15 protein-coding genes are annotated in these 16,675 nt (G+C 32.3%); all 15 read right to left on the minus strand.

Annotated elements, in window-relative coordinates; all coding sequences use genetic code 11:
• Positions 1 to 174: 174 nt before the first annotated feature.
• The 15 genes from AAHJ11_RS03715 to AAHJ11_RS03785 all read right to left on the minus strand — a co-directional run bounded on the left by AAHJ11_RS03715 (position 175) and on the right by AAHJ11_RS03785 (position 16,671).
• Positions 175 to 1,251: a glycosyltransferase family 4 protein gene (locus AAHJ11_RS03715; RefSeq protein ID WP_413579084.1), complete on the minus strand. Its 1,077-nt coding sequence runs from the start codon at positions 1,249 to 1,251 to the stop codon at positions 175 to 177.
• Between the two features lie 38 nt (positions 1,252 to 1,289).
• Entirely contained in the window at positions 1,290 to 2,690 is a 1,401-nt protein-coding gene (locus AAHJ11_RS03720; RefSeq protein ID WP_320975321.1) for a hypothetical protein, read from the minus strand.
• A 29-nt stretch (positions 2,691 to 2,719) separates the two neighbouring features.
• A complete protein-coding gene (locus tag AAHJ11_RS03725; RefSeq protein WP_320975322.1) occupies positions 2,720 to 3,910 on the minus strand; it encodes a glycosyltransferase family 4 protein in 1,191 nt (396 codons plus the stop codon).
• Positions 3,911 to 3,931: 21 nt separating this feature from the next.
• A complete protein-coding gene (locus AAHJ11_RS03730; protein ID WP_148365895.1) occupies positions 3,932 to 5,599 on the minus strand; it encodes a DUF6056 family protein in 1,668 nt (555 codons plus the stop codon).
• Entirely contained in the window at positions 5,586 to 5,996 is a 411-nt protein-coding gene (locus tag AAHJ11_RS03735; protein ID WP_148365893.1) for a GtrA family protein, read from the minus strand. The genes AAHJ11_RS03730 and AAHJ11_RS03735 overlap by 14 nt, the downstream gene beginning before the upstream one ends.
• Positions 5,993 to 6,784 carry a sugar phosphate isomerase/epimerase family protein gene (locus AAHJ11_RS03740; RefSeq protein WP_148365892.1) on the minus strand — a complete coding sequence of 264 codons (792 nt, stop codon included), beginning with the start codon at positions 6,782 to 6,784 and terminating at the stop codon, positions 5,993 to 5,995. Before AAHJ11_RS03740 ends, AAHJ11_RS03735 begins: the two co-directional genes overlap by 4 nt.
• Positions 6,781 to 7,710, minus strand: coding sequence for an NAD-dependent epimerase/dehydratase family protein (locus AAHJ11_RS03745; protein WP_148365890.1), 930 nt, complete (start codon positions 7,708 to 7,710; stop codon positions 6,781 to 6,783). Before AAHJ11_RS03745 ends, AAHJ11_RS03740 begins: the two co-directional genes overlap by 4 nt.
• 4 nt (positions 7,711 to 7,714) lie before the next feature.
• Positions 7,715 to 8,470, minus strand: a complete 756-nt coding sequence (locus AAHJ11_RS03750) for a glycosyltransferase family 2 protein (protein ID WP_148365888.1) — start codon at positions 8,468 to 8,470, stop codon at positions 7,715 to 7,717.
• Between the two features lie 2 nt (positions 8,471 to 8,472).
• The gene (locus AAHJ11_RS03755; RefSeq protein WP_148365886.1) at positions 8,473 to 9,405 is read right to left on the minus strand and encodes a glycosyltransferase; all 933 of its coding nucleotides are present in this window, start codon (positions 9,403 to 9,405) and stop codon (positions 8,473 to 8,475) included.
• A gap of 11 nt (positions 9,406 to 9,416) precedes the next feature.
• Positions 9,417 to 10,547, minus strand: coding sequence for an FAD-dependent oxidoreductase (locus AAHJ11_RS03760; RefSeq protein WP_148365884.1), 1,131 nt, complete (start codon positions 10,545 to 10,547; stop codon positions 9,417 to 9,419).
• A 28-nt stretch (positions 10,548 to 10,575) separates the two neighbouring features.
• The gene (locus AAHJ11_RS03765) at positions 10,576 to 11,679 is read right to left on the minus strand and encodes a polysaccharide pyruvyl transferase family protein (protein ID WP_148365882.1); all 1,104 of its coding nucleotides are present in this window, start codon (positions 11,677 to 11,679) and stop codon (positions 10,576 to 10,578) included.
• Positions 11,676 to 12,890 carry a Coenzyme F420 hydrogenase/dehydrogenase, beta subunit C-terminal domain gene (locus tag AAHJ11_RS03770; protein ID WP_297284969.1) on the minus strand — a complete coding sequence of 405 codons (1,215 nt, stop codon included), beginning with the start codon at positions 12,888 to 12,890 and terminating at the stop codon, positions 11,676 to 11,678. The genes AAHJ11_RS03765 and AAHJ11_RS03770 overlap by 4 nt, the downstream gene beginning before the upstream one ends.
• Positions 12,891 to 12,900: 10 nt before the next feature.
• Positions 12,901 to 13,617, minus strand: coding sequence for a glycosyltransferase family 2 protein (locus tag AAHJ11_RS03775; RefSeq protein ID WP_148365880.1), 717 nt, complete (start codon positions 13,615 to 13,617; stop codon positions 12,901 to 12,903).
• A 156-nt stretch (positions 13,618 to 13,773) separates the two neighbouring features.
• Positions 13,774 to 15,141 carry an oligosaccharide flippase family protein gene (locus AAHJ11_RS03780; protein ID WP_148365878.1) on the minus strand — a complete coding sequence of 456 codons (1,368 nt, stop codon included), beginning with the start codon at positions 15,139 to 15,141 and terminating at the stop codon, positions 13,774 to 13,776.
• 117 nt (positions 15,142 to 15,258) lie between these two features.
• Complete coding sequence (locus tag AAHJ11_RS03785; protein ID WP_413579088.1) at positions 15,259 to 16,671, minus strand: undecaprenyl-phosphate glucose phosphotransferase; 1,413 nt, start codon at positions 16,669 to 16,671, stop codon at positions 15,259 to 15,261.
• Positions 16,672 to 16,675 lie beyond the last annotated feature (4 nt).

Genomic DNA, 16,675 nt, shown 5'->3' on the forward strand with positions numbered 1-16,675 from the left:
CATTCTTGCAAAATAAATTACTTTAAGTCGCTAAAATCAAATTGGCATTTCCAAAGTATACTGGAAAATATATACTCCCTCTCCTTCATACCAAAGGTATTTATTATAGTCATCAGAATCCTCATCCCCCTAAAAAAATATCCAAATGATAATATTATTAAAACATTGAAGTATTCAATATTCATCATCATATGATTTTATAATATCCCTGATATATTCCGCACTCCTTCCCCACGAAAAACGTTTTACATTCTCGTATCCTCTACGAACTAGATATTCTGACATTATCTTATCTTGAGCAATTTTTATTATAGCTTTAGCAAAATCATTTTCTTTATTTGAATTACACAATATTGCACTATCACCTAACACCTCAAGCAAAGCCGAAGAATCACTCGAAATAACAGGACATCCACAAGCTTGTGCTTCAAGCACAGGTATCCCAAATCCCTCATAAAATGAAGGAAAAACAAAAGCCATAGCGTTACTATAAAATTTTACAAGTTCAGTATCCGCCACACGCCCCAACAATACTACATCTTTATCTTGTTGCAACTGAGAAACAAGGACATCCATATTATTAAAACTTCCTGTTTTAACATCACCAATTATATATAATTTCAAGCCTTCTACATATTTTTGAGCTAATTTAAATGCCTTATATGCCATAATAAAATTCTTATTCTCTTTAAAACTTGAAACTGTAATCAAATACTTTTCCTTACCTAACACATTATCAGTTATATGATGAAACATTCCATTTACCGCATTATAAATAATTGCGACTTTATTCGGATTAACGTTATAGTAATCACATATTTCTTTCTTAGAAAAATCGCTTACTGTAAAAATATGCTTTGAGGTATGTAACACTCTTGGTATGAGAATCCTATATAGCATCCTAAATTTAAATGAGAATGTTTTAGGATAGCGTATGAACATAATATCATGTAGTGTTGAAATTTTATTATGATAAAAAACAGGTGCTGTATTTCCCAGACATATAAGTATAGGACTACCTTTAGTCTTCAAATAGATTGGTAAATCTATCTGTTCCCAAAGATGGCCTTTCTTTTTTCCTATAACGACTGCCCCCAATTGTTCAGCTATCTCTGTATGAATAATATTATAAGGTACAACAAACTGTACATCACCACCGAATCTTTCTTTCATTTGCAAACAAAGTTCAATAGCAAACCGCTGTACACCAGTTAATTTCTGAGTCAAAAACCTTGCGTTTATTATTATCATTTTATATATGTTATCAACTACTCCACAACATTATTATTTTAAGCTACAGCATTGGGTAATCTTAATAGTTCCACCCTTAACAGTAACGCGTAAATAATATATGCCTCACATAAAAAAATCGGAATCTGTGGTTCTGCAATAATCATCAAACGTCCAACACTTACCACTATTAAAAAAAGACCTAATGCAGCACAGTAATACCAGCCATATTTCTGTTGAACACGACACGTCAATTTCAAAAGAAGAACTAAATAATAAACAATAAATACCATTCCTAAGATACCTGACGTCTTGAGTGTACCCAAATATGGGACTTGATATTCAGCTTGATATTGCGAATATTTTTCATTCTCAGAATCAACAACTCTTCTTTCACCACCATCTTCTGACATGGTTTGCCTTATAATCAAACCTCCATCACCTATTCCAAAAATAATATTTACTGGATTATTCTGAAATGCAACCATTAAACTATTATTTTGTCCCACTCTAGACATTTTATCACCTTTCGAACTATTAATAAAAAACAAGGCAAATATAAATACAGCTATACCGATCAACATCGATAAATTCCTAATTCTACGTGATATCCTCCCTCCCATTAATCCTATAATAACTAATAATATAAGCAATAATGCTGCATTTAAATACAACATTTTCACATAATTATACACCTGTAGTAATATGATAACATAAGCCGTAAAAACCATCCATTTGGAAATTATCTTATTTTTAGCTATTATTAAAGGAAGAAGGAATAGTGACATATAACTCTCAGACTGGTCTAATAAAACTACACTATGCCCCCCTCTTTGCCAACTTATACTTTGCAAGAAAAAAGAACTAATAACCTGAGATAACACATTCATAAAATTTAGAAAGAACAATATTGAAAGGAGTCTTCTTATATCTTGCTCTTTATCATATTTCTTTAAAATAAGCATTGTTATATAAACACAAATGAACCCTGTTATTACCCCCCGTAATGTTCTAAGCTGTATCATATAATCCGTTGGATTGCCTGTTAACATATAAAGATAAAATCCCCCAAAAGATAAAACCAATATATATACATCTCTTCTCCATATCCACATAATAACATTCGATTGCTTAAAAATCCCCTTATCTCTTTTAAGAATAAAATAGCGAATTAAAAGCATCCCACAAAGCCCAATAGAGAAAAAATCGTAAATTGATAATCCTGCAACTATCTTTTGATAAAAAATATAAGTACGAGGTATAGGTAATAAATAATCTTGTACAGGTTTTACATATATATTGTAAATAGAGAATGTTACAATCATATATATATATAAAGCTATTTTTTCTTTTCCAATACTCTTCTTGCTAATATATATTGACGAAATAATTATAGCGATCAATAGTATCAACGAATCAATCAGTACTAATTTTAACAATTCGTTTCCAATTACAAACATATATTTTTTTTAAATTAACATTCCAGTAATTATATACTTTCAATTATCTCTTCATATTTATCAATCCACCCCTCAAAGTCCATCATTTCCTCTACAGTATTTCTTGCTCTTAAAGCCATACTAGCTAATATAGCAGGATTATCATAAATATACATTATCGCTTTTGAAAGACTATCTATATCTGAAGCATCAACAATTACACCATTAATCCCACTTTGAATTATTTCAGGGAGTCCACCGCAATTAGTAGCTATCACAGGCACGTGGTACGCACAACTCTCAAATGCCACAGTGGGAAATGTATCCGGCCATCTTGATGGAATCACTGACAGATGAATATTAGCATAATGTTCAGCTTGCTTCACATACCCAACAAAATTTATTCTACTATCCCCATAAGCTAAATTATGTAAATAACTCTCATAATCCTGTGTATCGCCTCTTCCAGCAATAGTAAGTGTAGCGTTAATATTCATTTTCATAAAAGTGCGTATCAACCACTCCACCCCCTTCACCTCGCTCAATGTACCAATATAGCCAAGACGAAGCGGCTCGTTACCGTTCCATATAAGGTACTGCTGTGGTTCTGTAATATTACGCGCATTATGAATCACCTTTTTACAACTCCTTGCAAAATAACCTAAACAGATAAGGCTATCTAGTACAAATCTACTAACCCCAATAACCACATCTACCTGATTACTCATATATCGATGAGGCAGTCGCATTAATCGACATAACACGCACTGCCCCTCACATGGTTTCCCATGCTTAAAAGCATTACTATTAGGACATCGAAAATACTGATCATGCAACACTTCAATAATGGGAATATTGCGACGTTTTATAACCTTCCAAATAGAGATAGACAGTCCCGAAATATTGTGACATATAACAACATCCGGTTTTTCTTTATTAAGTGCCCACTCAACTCCGGCCATCATAGCACTATTATAAATATCCTGCAAATGCCAAATTAAGTGAACTAACCGTCCATTTCTTTTCTCAAAATGCCAATATATATTGCGTATTCCCACTCTATATACAGTGAGCCCATTTACTGTGTCAGACACCACCTTCCTATTTGCAGCCCCTGTTGTAAGTACAGACACATGATAACCTCTCACTGCTAACGCTTCGGCCTGTTCTTGACAAATAATCTCAGCACCACCTCCAATATTGGGACTATAGAGTGTATTAATGATAAGTAAGCGTTTCATCTAGAAATCTTTGCAGTCTTCTTATTTTCTTTTAATCAGTTTAAATCTATTACTAGGTTTAGTTTTATGTATGCTAACACAATCACATTCAAATCCCCAATAAGTTTTAAACTTTCTATTAAGTAAAATCCAGTTACCCATCTTTTCATCTTTCACAAATATCACTGGACATGGAGAAATAAGTATAGTATTAGGATCGAAATTAATCTCTATTCCTTTACTAGATATTATTGGCAATTTTTGTGTTTTATATAGTAACCCTTGCTTTATCTGTTCTTCTTTCAATGAATCATAAGTCATTACATAGTAACCCAGACCTTTCATTCCGTAAAATCCCGCATTACCTTGTACCCTATTTGCATTACTAAATAAAGAACTGCCCTCATATAACATTTCAGCAACATTCTCGGGAATAGTTATCATAATAGGAACAGAATCTACCCCCAATTTATCAGCTTTAACTCTCGCCAATCTCATTGAAGTGAAACTGGAATTCAATACATCATCTACATTTATAGTAAAAGGCCTCGTAATACTCATGCCTTCATATACCGTTCTTTTTATAATATAATCTTTACTATTAAGATATGTTTGTTGACAATTATCGACAATATTCCACTTATAAAAAGAATCATAAATCACAAGAGTAAAATGTACGAATAAACATATTGCTATACCATAAAACCATCTAACATAACCAGAATTGTAGAAAGCGTATATTAATCTTCCTAAAACTATAATACTGAATGCTTCTATAGCAACAGCTGATCTACCTCCCTGACCTGCAAATATAGGAATAGCAAACGATGAAAATAACATTAACAGAATTAAAATATTTCTCTTCAAGAAAAAAATAGCCTCATTTTTATGTTTGAACCGAAATATGACCCATACTCCCCAAAATAAATAAAAAAACTTCAAACTTTTACATAAGGCAATTACCCTTCTTATAATAGCCATAAAATTCAAAGCTTCTATTCCCGATTCACTCCCAACGCGGTTAAAGTTACCAGGAGAAGCAAATACAATTAAAGACGCCACACAAAACCCTACTAAAGCAAATAATAGATTTTTATTTAATAGATTTCGATTAAAAGCATAAAATACTAATAGAGAAAAAGACATTGGTATCACAAACATTTCATGTTGCAAACCTAAAAAAAATGAAGAAAACAATATTAATATATTTATTTCTGTCGTCATCCGCGTCTTTTTATTTTGTAAATACTGCAAGATCACCAAAAAGCCTAATGACATAGCCATAGACCATAAATAATTTGCAGAACCTGCTCCCCAAAAGAATAGACTACCATTTTCAAGCATAATTACATAAAATCCACATAATACTATCGCTATAGGGCATACAGAGCTACAGTTAAATTTGGGAACTACAAGTTTAATCATCAAACACAACGATATTGTAAACACAATTGTATTCAAAATATTAAATATTACATCCCCTATAAGCGTTGGAAAAGCCATCATTAACAAATTGCAAAAGAAACGACCATTCAAATTATGCCAGCTAACAAAAGTTGATTTTAATAAATCTGTTACATTTGTGATCAACCTATCATTATACATAGAATATATCACAGCATAATCATCACCATAAAAAGGCACAATAATATTCATCACATAAAACATAAGGATGAATATTAACAGTATGACATAATCAATTTTCTTCATCCGTATCTTTTTTTATAAAGTATCTCACTAGCAAGAAATTTATTGGTACACAAATAATAAACACCGGAAAGGGCGCCCATTGCTCAGATATCCCCAAGACAAGAAACAAGTTTAAACAGCCTATCTGTATCAGATAGTTAACCAGATGACTAAATGCAAAACCAATAGTTCGTTTTGTATTTAGTTTTACTTTAAATGTAAAATATACGGTTAATAAATAGTTCACAATAATACTTACTATATACCCAACAGTATAGGATAAGTTATGTCCACATACGGATAGTAACAAATAATACACTAAATACAATATAAAAAGAGCAACCCCTCCTACTATTCCAAACTTCACAAATTCAAATAGTTTAGGATTTCGCTTTACCAGACTAGTTATCAATCTCATACATTCAAAGATTTTACATATTCAAGAACTCGGACTACATCTTCTATACTATCTTTGTTCCCCATCTCTATAGACACAAAATGCTGATAATTGATATCCTTCAATAAAGCAAAAAGTTGCTTATGCATATCACGCCGTTCGATAATATTCAAATTTGGTTCGCTAATATGAATGTGATTTATAACTTCTGCGACTTGTCTCAAATATCCAATATCTTCTTTATTATATATGATTGTGCCTAAATCAACATTTAGTTTTACTCCTTCCGAGGATACTTTATAAATCAATTCAACAGCTTGTTCAGTAGTATTTATAAAACGGGTATTATATATGAGAGGATTGGCTTCTATCGCAACAATAGTATTATGTTTTATTGCATAATCACCCAGTTCTTTAAAAAAATCAATAGCTATTGACATATTACCCGTTATATTATCGGTATCTCTATTACGAGGACATCCAAAAACAATATTCTTACATCCTATTGATTCTGCAAATAAAATGGCCTTTTTAGTATAATTGACTAATATTTTTCTTTCATTTTCTGTTTCAAATATTTTCTCTTGGCGACCATACCAAATAGATTGTATGGAAGATATTTTAAGTCCATATTCATTTTTTAATTCAGTTGCCCAGTGTTTCGCTTCTGCTCTATGCGAATACGGATGTTCCATAAAAATACGTGTCGGGGCAATTTCAAGACCCTGATAACCATAGGATCTAAGTATTTCATACATAAAAAGATCATTGTTACCCCTCCATGCTATATTTGAAATTGATAATCTCATAGTAATTGTGACAAGACAAATTGTTTGATTTCATCAAGGCAAGTTTTTTTACCCAAAAGATAACCATTGGTACCTCCCAACTCTATATCATGAATAGTTTTAAAATCATAATGAGCAATTGGCTTATCCAATTCATTTACAAACTTTTCACCTTCATATACATATTCATAAATTTCCGCAGCCGTAATCGGTTCTACCGCAATATTCAGTACATTAATGTTAATGGCCAACGCTTTTTCTATGACTGACCAAAGATGCGAAAGACAATAATACTGATATATCCCTCGACTATCTGTAAAAGATAATGCAGTAAAACCTAGATTTTTAAATTCTCTCTTCAGTTTAGAAAGTATAATTTTATCTTTTACAGAACATTTCAAAAAGCCATTACCTTGCATACTATATGAAGATGCTATGAGTTTAGACTTTTTAGAAAGCTCTTCATATTTATCTTCTTTCAACATTGTAGGAATAATATGGATCATGTCAAAAAGAAAGTTTTTCTTTAAATTGATACCATAAATCCCAGGAAGGCGTACTATCAATGAATCAGGATAGTTATGTTCAACCCATTCCTCCAAAATCCTACGATTGCAACCATAAGGTGTAGATAATTCTTTGTTTATAGGAGTGGATTCATCAACGCCATAAGTTTTATTATACACTGCTATAGTTGAAATTAACACAATCCTTTTAGGAGCTATACGTCGAATATTCTCTATTGCTTCCTCAATTGTAGCCAAATCCTCATTAGCAAAATTATTAGCAAGAAACATTTCAGCCCTTACTCCAGAATATATCAATAAATCGGGATGAGTACCAAAAGCATTCTCTATATTTCTACTATTATAACAAGCATCAAACTGGTGAGAAACGCAGAGATTACTTCCTACGAAACCTGTATATCCTACTATTACTTTTGCCATTTCATTATCTACCTAAATTTAACCTACCTTTTTTATAATCTCCCATAGAAAACAACCTTTCATTCATACAATAAATCAAGATAAATGTATATCTAAAAAACATAGCCTTTAACTTCAAATTACTTTCCCCTAATTCTCGATTATACCAATTATTGGATATTACTTTATAAGAATATCCTCTAATTATTCCTTTAAGTGGTAATTCCAATGCTAGACTAAACTGTCCCGATAGGAAAGGTTTTAATCCTTCAATAGTTTCGCGACTAAATAATTTAAATCCATTAGTAACATCATTATACTTAAACCCAAATAGTAAACGAATACAATGATTTACAACACGATTTAGCCATAACTTATTTTTAGGATAGTTTACCACTTTCGACTTCTTTGTCCATCGAGAACCAAAAACCATATCACATTTTTCTCTTTCCATGACACGAAAGTATTTCACCAAATCCTTTGGCTCGTCAGATAAATCCGCCATCACAATTGCTACACAATCACCTATAAAATTATTCAATCCCTTTTGACAAGCATATCCATAACCATTTGGAGCAATATTTGTTAGATATCGTAGTGTAGGAATTTCTTCTTTCATTTTTTTAAGAACTGCCAATGTTTTATCTTGAGAGTTATCATTTATGACTAGTATCTCATGGTCAATATGTTCTGCAGTCAGCTCTCGATAAAAAGATTTCACTGTATTTTCAATATTTCCTTCCTCATTATAGGCTGGTATTACAACTGATAGCATCTTCATATTTACTGCAATTTTTGAATAGACTCAAATAAAAAATCTTTCTTTCTGAAATTTAACTTGACAATTACCTGAAGATACTTTATCACCATAGCGAGAATTATAAAAAGCCCACCAAAACCCAAAGAATTGAAAATAACCGTAGTAGTCCAACCTTCAACAGGATTCTCTGTCAATTTATAAGCTAATGCATAAATAGCAATTCCAACAGACAATAACAACATAATAATAGCTAAACCAATTGTAACACGATAAGCTACATCCGTAAAAAGTATTAATGAATCAATAGCAACTGATTTACTATCCTTACGCGGTTTACGTGATATTTTAGAAATTGGCTTATATTCTAGCACATCAATAGCTAGTCCACTATTAGCATAAGCAGCTTTACGGAAAGGTATACTTTGAGTTATAGAATGAATACGATTAATTGCTCTACGAGACAGAATACGAAACGACTCCATGCCGATCTTATATTGCAAATGAGCATACCTATTAAACAATTTATAAAAGATTCGTGATACTAACCGTGGTTTTCCTTCAACTTTGGCACTCACAATATCATAACCAGCTAACGAATGTTGGTATACTTTCATCAACATAGACCAATCGTAATCAAGATTCATTGAGTCAAACTCAAAAACAAAGTCACCGATAGAAAGAGCTACGCCAGCATTCATTGATGCTTCAAGTCCTTGAAAATAACTCATATTTAGTAAGCTAATTACTACTCTCTCTTTATTATAAGTAGTATATTGTTTTATTATATCAGAACTATTATCGGTAGAACAATCATTGACAATTATAATTTCGAATTTCAAAAATATCTCCGACAGTGTTTTATGTAAATTTTCTATAAACTCTTTTATTATACAAGCATCATTATAACAATATACAACGGCTGAAATGAAGTTCTTTTCCTTATATTTTTTTTCCATAAACTTCTATATTATTGATTACTTAAAACATTATCCAGATCATACACAGTATTGATCTTGCCAGACAAAACACTAACAAATGTTGGTTCATTTGAAAACTGACGTATCACAGTAGGGCGTGAATCATCAATCTCAGAAGCCAACAATATAGGTTTCATTGAATACAATGTATGATTGAATTCAAAATTTAAATCATCTCGCATATATTTTCGTGCCAAACTACTCATGTATGGCCATGCTGATTCAGGCTTAACAGGGCAATTATTACAATTTCCTAATTGCATAGGTGAACAAAAACCATCACTACGTTCCTGACAATCAAATCTTGGCAATGATTCCTTACAAGTAACATGAGGGGTAAATGTAACAGCAGTAAGTGAATGATAACCAGTCTTACCAAAAGGCATAATAGAAAAGAATGGACCATCCATCACTGTTAATCCTATTTTTTTAAGTTTATCATTTACATCACATAATATAATCTCACACAACTCATATTTAATTTTGAACATCTCGAAACCAAGCATTTTTTGAATTTGGTTCACAGACGCATAAGTTGCATTCAACACAAATGAAGAACTTACTTTTTTATCACCAGAGATTGTTAAATGATATTCATCGCCATTATTCTCGATTCTTTTTATCTGTTGAGAATACTTTATCTCAATATTGGGATAATTATCGATTTGCTCTAAATACCATCTACATAATATTTTTGCATCATATGTATACTCTTCCGTCAAAAATGCACCATCACAACAGCCTTCTTTAAAATATTGACGTACAGAAATTTCATCACAGCGTATTTTTGAAGCCTCACAAAATTTCCTAAATTCATTAGCATCACTCCAGGAAAAGTCAGAACTTGTAGCATAAATTTGATCAAATTTATTCAGAATACAAAAACCATAATCTTCATTAAAACGCTTAAAATAACCGGCTGATTTTATAGCCGTCGAAAAAGATCGAGGATAGTGATATCCCATGTGTACACGTGCCTGATTAATATATGTAGCACGTTTAAAGGGAATATCTTCATATTCTAAAACCAACACTTTCTCTCCTCTTCTTCCACAAAAGAGTGCTGAATATAAACCATAAAGCCCAGCCCCAATTATGATTTTATCATATTGCTGTTTCATATATAGAAGTATTTTATATCTATTGCTACTATTTATCTTTAAGCATTTTTTCAAAAAAACGAGTTGTTGTCTTTCTTTCCATATCATATACCCGCTCTACATATTGCCAATCAATAATATTATCAAGAGGTGAAAAATCATCAAATTGACAAATAGCACGAGCTTTCAGACCAGTGAGAGTAAGTAAATCATAGATTCGCCCTCCAAACTGCTTGGCAGGTATAACACTAATAAAGTCTTTTTGAAAATTTGTACTAAACGCAGTTACATGAAAGGAGTCTGTAACCACTAACGAAGCATAATAGATGGCAGATAAAAGTATATCTATGGTCGGTATCAATAATGGATATCCTTGTTTACGAATTTCATCGTAACGGTAACACACACGAACAATTTTAAGCTGGCAACGATATGCGATTTCTTTAAGATAATCATCCATACCCTCCTCTTTATGCAGTTGATAAACTAGAAGATATTTCTGTTTCACTGGACGACTATGAACAAATTTTTTCCAATATTTACTTGATAACAATAATGTAGGATCAAGTATTCGATGAACCTGCTTTAAACCCAAGCTATGACATATATTCACTCCACTACTTTCTCTGCAGGTAATATAATCATATCGATTAAGCAATCGACGTACTTCATCTATTTCCCAATCATCGAGTAGTTCTTTTCCAAATGATGACGAAAACGATATACGTTTCTTACCTTCAGGAACAAAATCTAGAAAAAAATGTGGCAAAGTACCACTATTTAACGTACTATTCCAGACTTGATCACTACCTGTACAATAGATATCAGCTTGAGGTGTATGGTCATAAAAATCAGCATTAGTAATATATTCTCTCTTCGAGATATTAAGATTTCTAGTACAGAATATTCCGAACATTCTTTTCCAATGAATTACCGTAGGTAGTAAAACTAATGATTTCAGAATTGATTTCAAAAATGGGTCATCTTTACAAGTATAACATAAATAATTACCTATACTACGAAAATCATTACGTTTGTAGTTTATAAACTCTACTGTATAACCTAGCTGTTCAAAAAAATACTGGGTAGCAAGCGCTTGTAAAACACTACCATAATTCCAAACGCCATGTAAAGTAATAACTTCAATCTTCATATTTTTTTCATCCTATTTACTATATAACTATATAGCTTTGATGGGTGTTTAAGTATATTCATCAAATTATTTAATTTCAATGGTAGTTTAATCGCAGAAGCTACATCATTAATCGTTGCATTTTCATCCATAAGCACAGCCATTGCCTTATTATAAATATAGCCTCTTTGAGGACAAGTCTTCATTTGTCCTTCTGTTACAATTTCTAACGGGTGTTCAACCAGTGTACAATTACACCATTTCAACAATTCATCTCCTTTACTAGTAAAAGTTAAAACAGCACTTACGCCTTCTTCATTTTGAGAATATGTTTTTCCCCAAAGATCACCAATACGAATATCAGCTGAAGACTGTAAGTCTTTATATTTACAATCAGTGTAGCAAGCTTTACCCAGACATGCATCACTCAAAAATAAACGATAAAAGTTATCACCTTGTGACAACCGAGAATAAAAAAAATGCTCTCTTTTATATTTTAAAACATCATTATTACCCCCAATTGGCATTTTTTTATTAAACTCACTCTCTATAGCCATAGCCCATGAATCATGCCACCCCGTCCTTTTGTTGCGCCAAGATACATAAGTTAATTTACCAATCTTTTTTTCTACGTCAGTTATATACTTTCGCCACATCAGCATAGATGGAACACCATGACAAAAAAAGTCCATTAGTAGAAAATTATCCTCCATATGAAATTTACGAATATAACGACGAAATGAATCTATTTGACATGGTGTACCTGTAACAAGATATTTCTGTTTGCGATTAATAGAGCTAAATCCATTGATTGTATAGCTCTGTATATATTTACTACCTATAGAAGGTCGTAATTCATCAATAGTAGTAGCAATATAGTGTTCAGCACGAGCAAGCTCAGTATTATAACGCACTCCGCAAACATGATAACCTTTACCAATTAAAGTACGCCCTAATTCAAAACCAATCCCCCCACTACTACACTCACTACGTATTATAGAATCATTACTCCATGCAGCATAAGATTTTGGTGTTCTACATTGTAAACTCAACTCTTTATGAGTGTAAGCACATACTTCACAACAAAGTCCACAATCTAAACAATCAGTAATATCAGTAATATTAGGCTCATAAAACCCCTCGTTATTCAATTCAATATTAATAATTCTTTTAGGACAGGCTATAGCACAAAGGCCACAGCCATAACAATTTCTTATATATTGTATATTCATAATATTACTTTCATTCATTATGTAAACAATGAACTAGCAATCTCTTTAACAGCACCCAAGTATTTACAAATAAATTAACAGTTTTATTCCTTCTCCTAATATTCCAGCTTTCAGTCCCCAAGCTTTTTGAACTAATTCCTCCTATTGTAAAAATAGCAAAGTCAATATCAACATATTTAAATATATATGGTTTCAAATATGCTCTAACCAATATATCATAATCAGCACATAAATTATACCGCTCATCAAATCCTTTTAGATCTTCTATTACTTTTCTTCGCATAATAACAGCTTGATGGCTTGTATTGTTTTTCCTAAGAAATGAGGGGTTACTATGAGATTTTATGATTTCTACTTTTCCTTGAGAGTTTGTCAAATAATTGCCATAAATAACATCACAATCTTCTATCTGTTTTTCAAAAATACTTTTAAAAGTATTAGGCAAAAGTTCATCATCAGCACCTAAATAATAAACCCATTCACCTTTAGCCATTCGCCACCCTTTGTTAAAAGCATCATATACCCCTCCATCTGGTTCAGATACCCAACGATAACGTGAATCTTTTTCTGAAAAATATTTAACAACTTCAATTGTGCCATCCTTTGACGCCCCATCAACTATAATACATTCCCAATCTAGAAAATTTTGGTTCTGTACGCTATTCAATGCGACATGCAACGTTTTTACTGCATTATATGTTGCAATAATAATTGAAACTTTCTTCATTATTATAAAAAGAATTAATGCCTATATAATAATAGATATTTAATAAAATAAATCTAGCTATTTACCACTATTCAAATGAATAGATACATAAAAATCAAATACCTTACACAGTGAAACTAAAGTTACACCGCATAAAAACTATTTTCTTTGTTTATTCTATTTCAACCAAATGCCTCTTGCTTTACGATTAATAATTTTCGATATTTGTATTTTTCCAATTAAAGCTTGTATACCAAATGTAATCGTTGGTACAATCAAAATACCTTCTATACCATACCTATGACAAAACAAATTCATCAATGGAACAGATACAATAGCAACAGATACATAAACTATCAGTTGAAGCCGAACTTTACTTGTCCCATTAATAAGATACATATACACATTACCTCCCGTCTGAAACAAAACATAAACGGCTATACAACAAGACAAAGATAAAGGAATACATACCGAATCACCAATCCACAATCGATATAAAAAGCTTGAGCATAAGATCATTATGCATAGAATAGGAATACACAATAACCACATACATTCCAACTTCTTCAATGCTCTACGCATCCATTCATAGTCCTTTTTTACGTAAGCGTCCGTAAAAGCAGACCAAAAAGGAGTCAGAATAATCGTAGCCACCATATTAAGCACATTAAAGTACTTGTAAGCTATGTTATATTGGGTAACTGCATCAGGTCCCTCCACTCTTGATAGTATAATATTAATAAACTGAAAGATAAATAACATCGATATCATTATGACGAAGAATTGTCCTCCAAGCCCTAAAATATTCTTAGTCAGAGAAATCCGGACACAATGAATAGAGGGAGCTATAGAACGATATTTTCTCATATTAAACATTACTATAGAAAATATAATCAACAACACACAAGGAACTCCTGCAAAAGTTACAGCTAAAGCACTTAAACTTCCAGAAGTCATTTTCGTCAAAATATAAACACCGAGAAAAGCAAAAGCCTGCCCCCCTGTCTGTACAAGCGCAGCCAATGCCGGCTTCTGATCTGCCATCAACATTGTTGTAAAAACACTTGCTACAATATTCAAACAAAAGAAACAAGCTAATAACCCAAAAACAATATGTAGTTCATTATTATAAACTGGAGCTATATTCAAAATACTACTCCAATTCAAAAAATTGTTCACTATCAAAACTATCAATAATATAAAAGAAAACAATAAGAACAATACAATATATGTCGTACTGATATATTCTTTTGCTAATTTTATATCTCCTTTTGCCTTTGATTCAGCAAAACGATTACGAAATCCATGTGCAAAGCCTAAATCAAAATAAGATAACCAAGCAATAATAGAACTTAATGTCAGCCAAATTCCATATTTTGTTGGGTTGATATAATCAATAGTTAATGGTACGACTTGCAATGAAATCAAAATGCTAATACACTTCAACACCAATGCTCCTGCAATATTTTTTTTTACAGTAATACTGCGTGTACATCCATTAGTAAAACTGGAATACAATTTTAATTTTATTAAGTGCATTTTCATTTATAAATTCCTCTAAAATCTCTCCCTTAGTTATTTAAACATCTCATTTTATGCTTTAAAGAAGATAGTAAACATATATTTACTATTTTAAAGCTACTCGATCGTTTTTATTTTTCATTAATATGCATTCTTTTCTCCAACAATCACATTTGCTATAGTCTTATAAATAATATATAAGTCAAGCAACATTGTCCAATGCTCCATATACCAGATATCAGCCTTAACACGTTCCTCCATCTGTGAAAGTTCCCTCGTTTCACCACGAAAACCATGCGTTTGAGCCCAACCGGTTACTCCAGGTTTTATAAAATGTCGCACCATATATTTATCAATCAACCGGGCATAAATCTCCGTATGAGCCAACATGTGAGGACGGGGACCTACTATCGACATATCACCCTTAAAGACATTGATAAACTGAGGAAGTTCGTCAATATTAGAACAGCGAAGGAAGTTCCCAAAACGAGTTTTACGGGGATCATCAGCCGTAGCCTGTTTACTGTCAGCTTCATCATTCACTTTCATGGATCGAAATTTGTAACACACAAAATCCACACCATTCAAACCTGTACGCATTTGCTTAAAGAATACAGGACCGGGAGAAGTTAATTTTATAATACTTCCTACTATAAGATAGATAAAAGGAAAAATAGTAACTAAAAAAAGACTGGAGAAAACAACATCAAATATCCGTTTCAATATACGGTTCTCCATCTTACTCAAAGGCTCATAACGCAGATTCAAGATAGGCATATTACCAACCATACTGTGCCAGATACGACGAGGAAAACCTTTACATACATTAGGAACACCATGAAAATAAAGAAGATGGTTCTCACAGTGATTCATAATAGAAAAATTATAACGCCCCTCCTCCATCGACAAAGAACAAAAAACATGCTTGATGCTTGGGTGTGCAGACATAAAATCTGAAAAAGCGTCAGGATTACCTAAATAAGAACATTGCGAAGAGAGGGTGTCATTCGGTTTAATATCAAAATAGCCTACGACTTCATATAGAGAAAACGCCAGAGAATTCTCCATCTCCTCATACAAAACCTGCATATTATTGCCTCCTCCTATAAAAACAGCATAACGCCTATGCTTGCCCTTAGCACAATAAACTATCAGGAAATGACGGATAATAATACGATAAATACTTAAAATGACAAAGAGGAAAGAGAAATAAGCGACAAAGAAAAGAGGAGAATAGATAGAGATTCCACTAAAAGTCATGATACATGCCCAAAAGATGGAAAAAGCAACAATATTCTTCAATACACGCAACACAAGTTGGTCAGGACGAATTCCCCGACTGTCCCAAACCCTTCCACGGGAGCCCGAACAGGCCAGATAACAGAGACTTAGCGAAGTCATCATCCATGAAACCCTACAAGAAAAAGGTAAAGAGACAAATACTTCTTCCCAAAAGAAAAGGAGAAAGAACAATACCAAATTCAGAATGATCAGATCTCCCAGAACTGCTACAAATTCTATAAATTTATTGATTTGACTGGTGGTTGATACCATATCA

The sequence above is a fragment of the Bacteroides sp. 90-K9/2 genome, assembly GCF_047310725.1.
Classification (GTDB): domain Bacteria; phylum Bacteroidota; class Bacteroidia; order Bacteroidales; family Bacteroidaceae; genus Bacteroides; species Bacteroides vicugnae.

Bases quoted from the DNA above. Each gene is read 5' to 3' on its own strand.
- AAHJ11_RS03760 (WP_148365884.1), bottom strand. From the start codon at position 10,547: ATGAAACAGCAATATGATAAAATCATAATTGGGGCTGGGCTTTATGGT.
- AAHJ11_RS03770 (WP_297284969.1), bottom strand. From the start codon at position 12,890: ATGAATATACAATATATAAGAAATTGTTATGGCTGTGGCCTTTGTGCT.
- AAHJ11_RS03725 (WP_320975322.1), bottom strand. From the start codon at position 3,910: ATGAAACGCTTACTTATCATTAATACACTCTATAGTCCCAATATTGGA.
- AAHJ11_RS03780 (WP_148365878.1), bottom strand. From the start codon at position 15,141: ATGAAAATGCACTTAATAAAATTAAAATTGTATTCCAGTTTTACTAAT.
- AAHJ11_RS03730 (WP_148365895.1), bottom strand. From the start codon at position 5,599: ATGAAGAAAATTGATTATGTCATACTGTTAATATTCATCCTTATGTTT.
- AAHJ11_RS03745 (WP_148365890.1), bottom strand. From the start codon at position 7,710: ATGGCAAAAGTAATAGTAGGATATACAGGTTTCGTAGGAAGTAATCTC.
- AAHJ11_RS03740 (WP_148365892.1), bottom strand. From the start codon at position 6,784: ATGAGATTATCAATTTCAAATATAGCATGGAGGGGTAACAATGATCTT.
- AAHJ11_RS03750 (WP_148365888.1), bottom strand. From the start codon at position 8,470: ATGAAGATGCTATCAGTTGTAATACCAGCCTATAATGAGGAAGGAAAT.
- AAHJ11_RS03735 (WP_148365893.1), bottom strand. From the start codon at position 5,996: ATGAGATTGATAACTAGTCTGGTAAAGCGAAATCCTAAACTATTTGAA.
- AAHJ11_RS03765 (WP_148365882.1), bottom strand. From the start codon at position 11,679: ATGAAGATTGAAGTTATTACTTTACATGGCGTTTGGAATTATGGTAGT.
- AAHJ11_RS03775 (WP_148365880.1), bottom strand. From the start codon at position 13,617: ATGAAGAAAGTTTCAATTATTATTGCAACATATAATGCAGTAAAAACG.
- AAHJ11_RS03785 (WP_413579088.1), bottom strand. From the start codon at position 16,671: ATGGTATCAACCACCAGTCAAATCAATAAATTTATAGAATTTGTAGCA.
- AAHJ11_RS03720 (WP_320975321.1), bottom strand. From the start codon at position 2,690: ATGTTTGTAATTGGAAACGAATTGTTAAAATTAGTACTGATTGATTCG.
- AAHJ11_RS03755 (WP_148365886.1), bottom strand. From the start codon at position 9,405: ATGGAAAAAAAATATAAGGAAAAGAACTTCATTTCAGCCGTTGTATAT.
- AAHJ11_RS03715 (WP_413579084.1), bottom strand. From the start codon at position 1,251: ATGATAATAATAAACGCAAGGTTTTTGACTCAGAAATTAACTGGTGTA.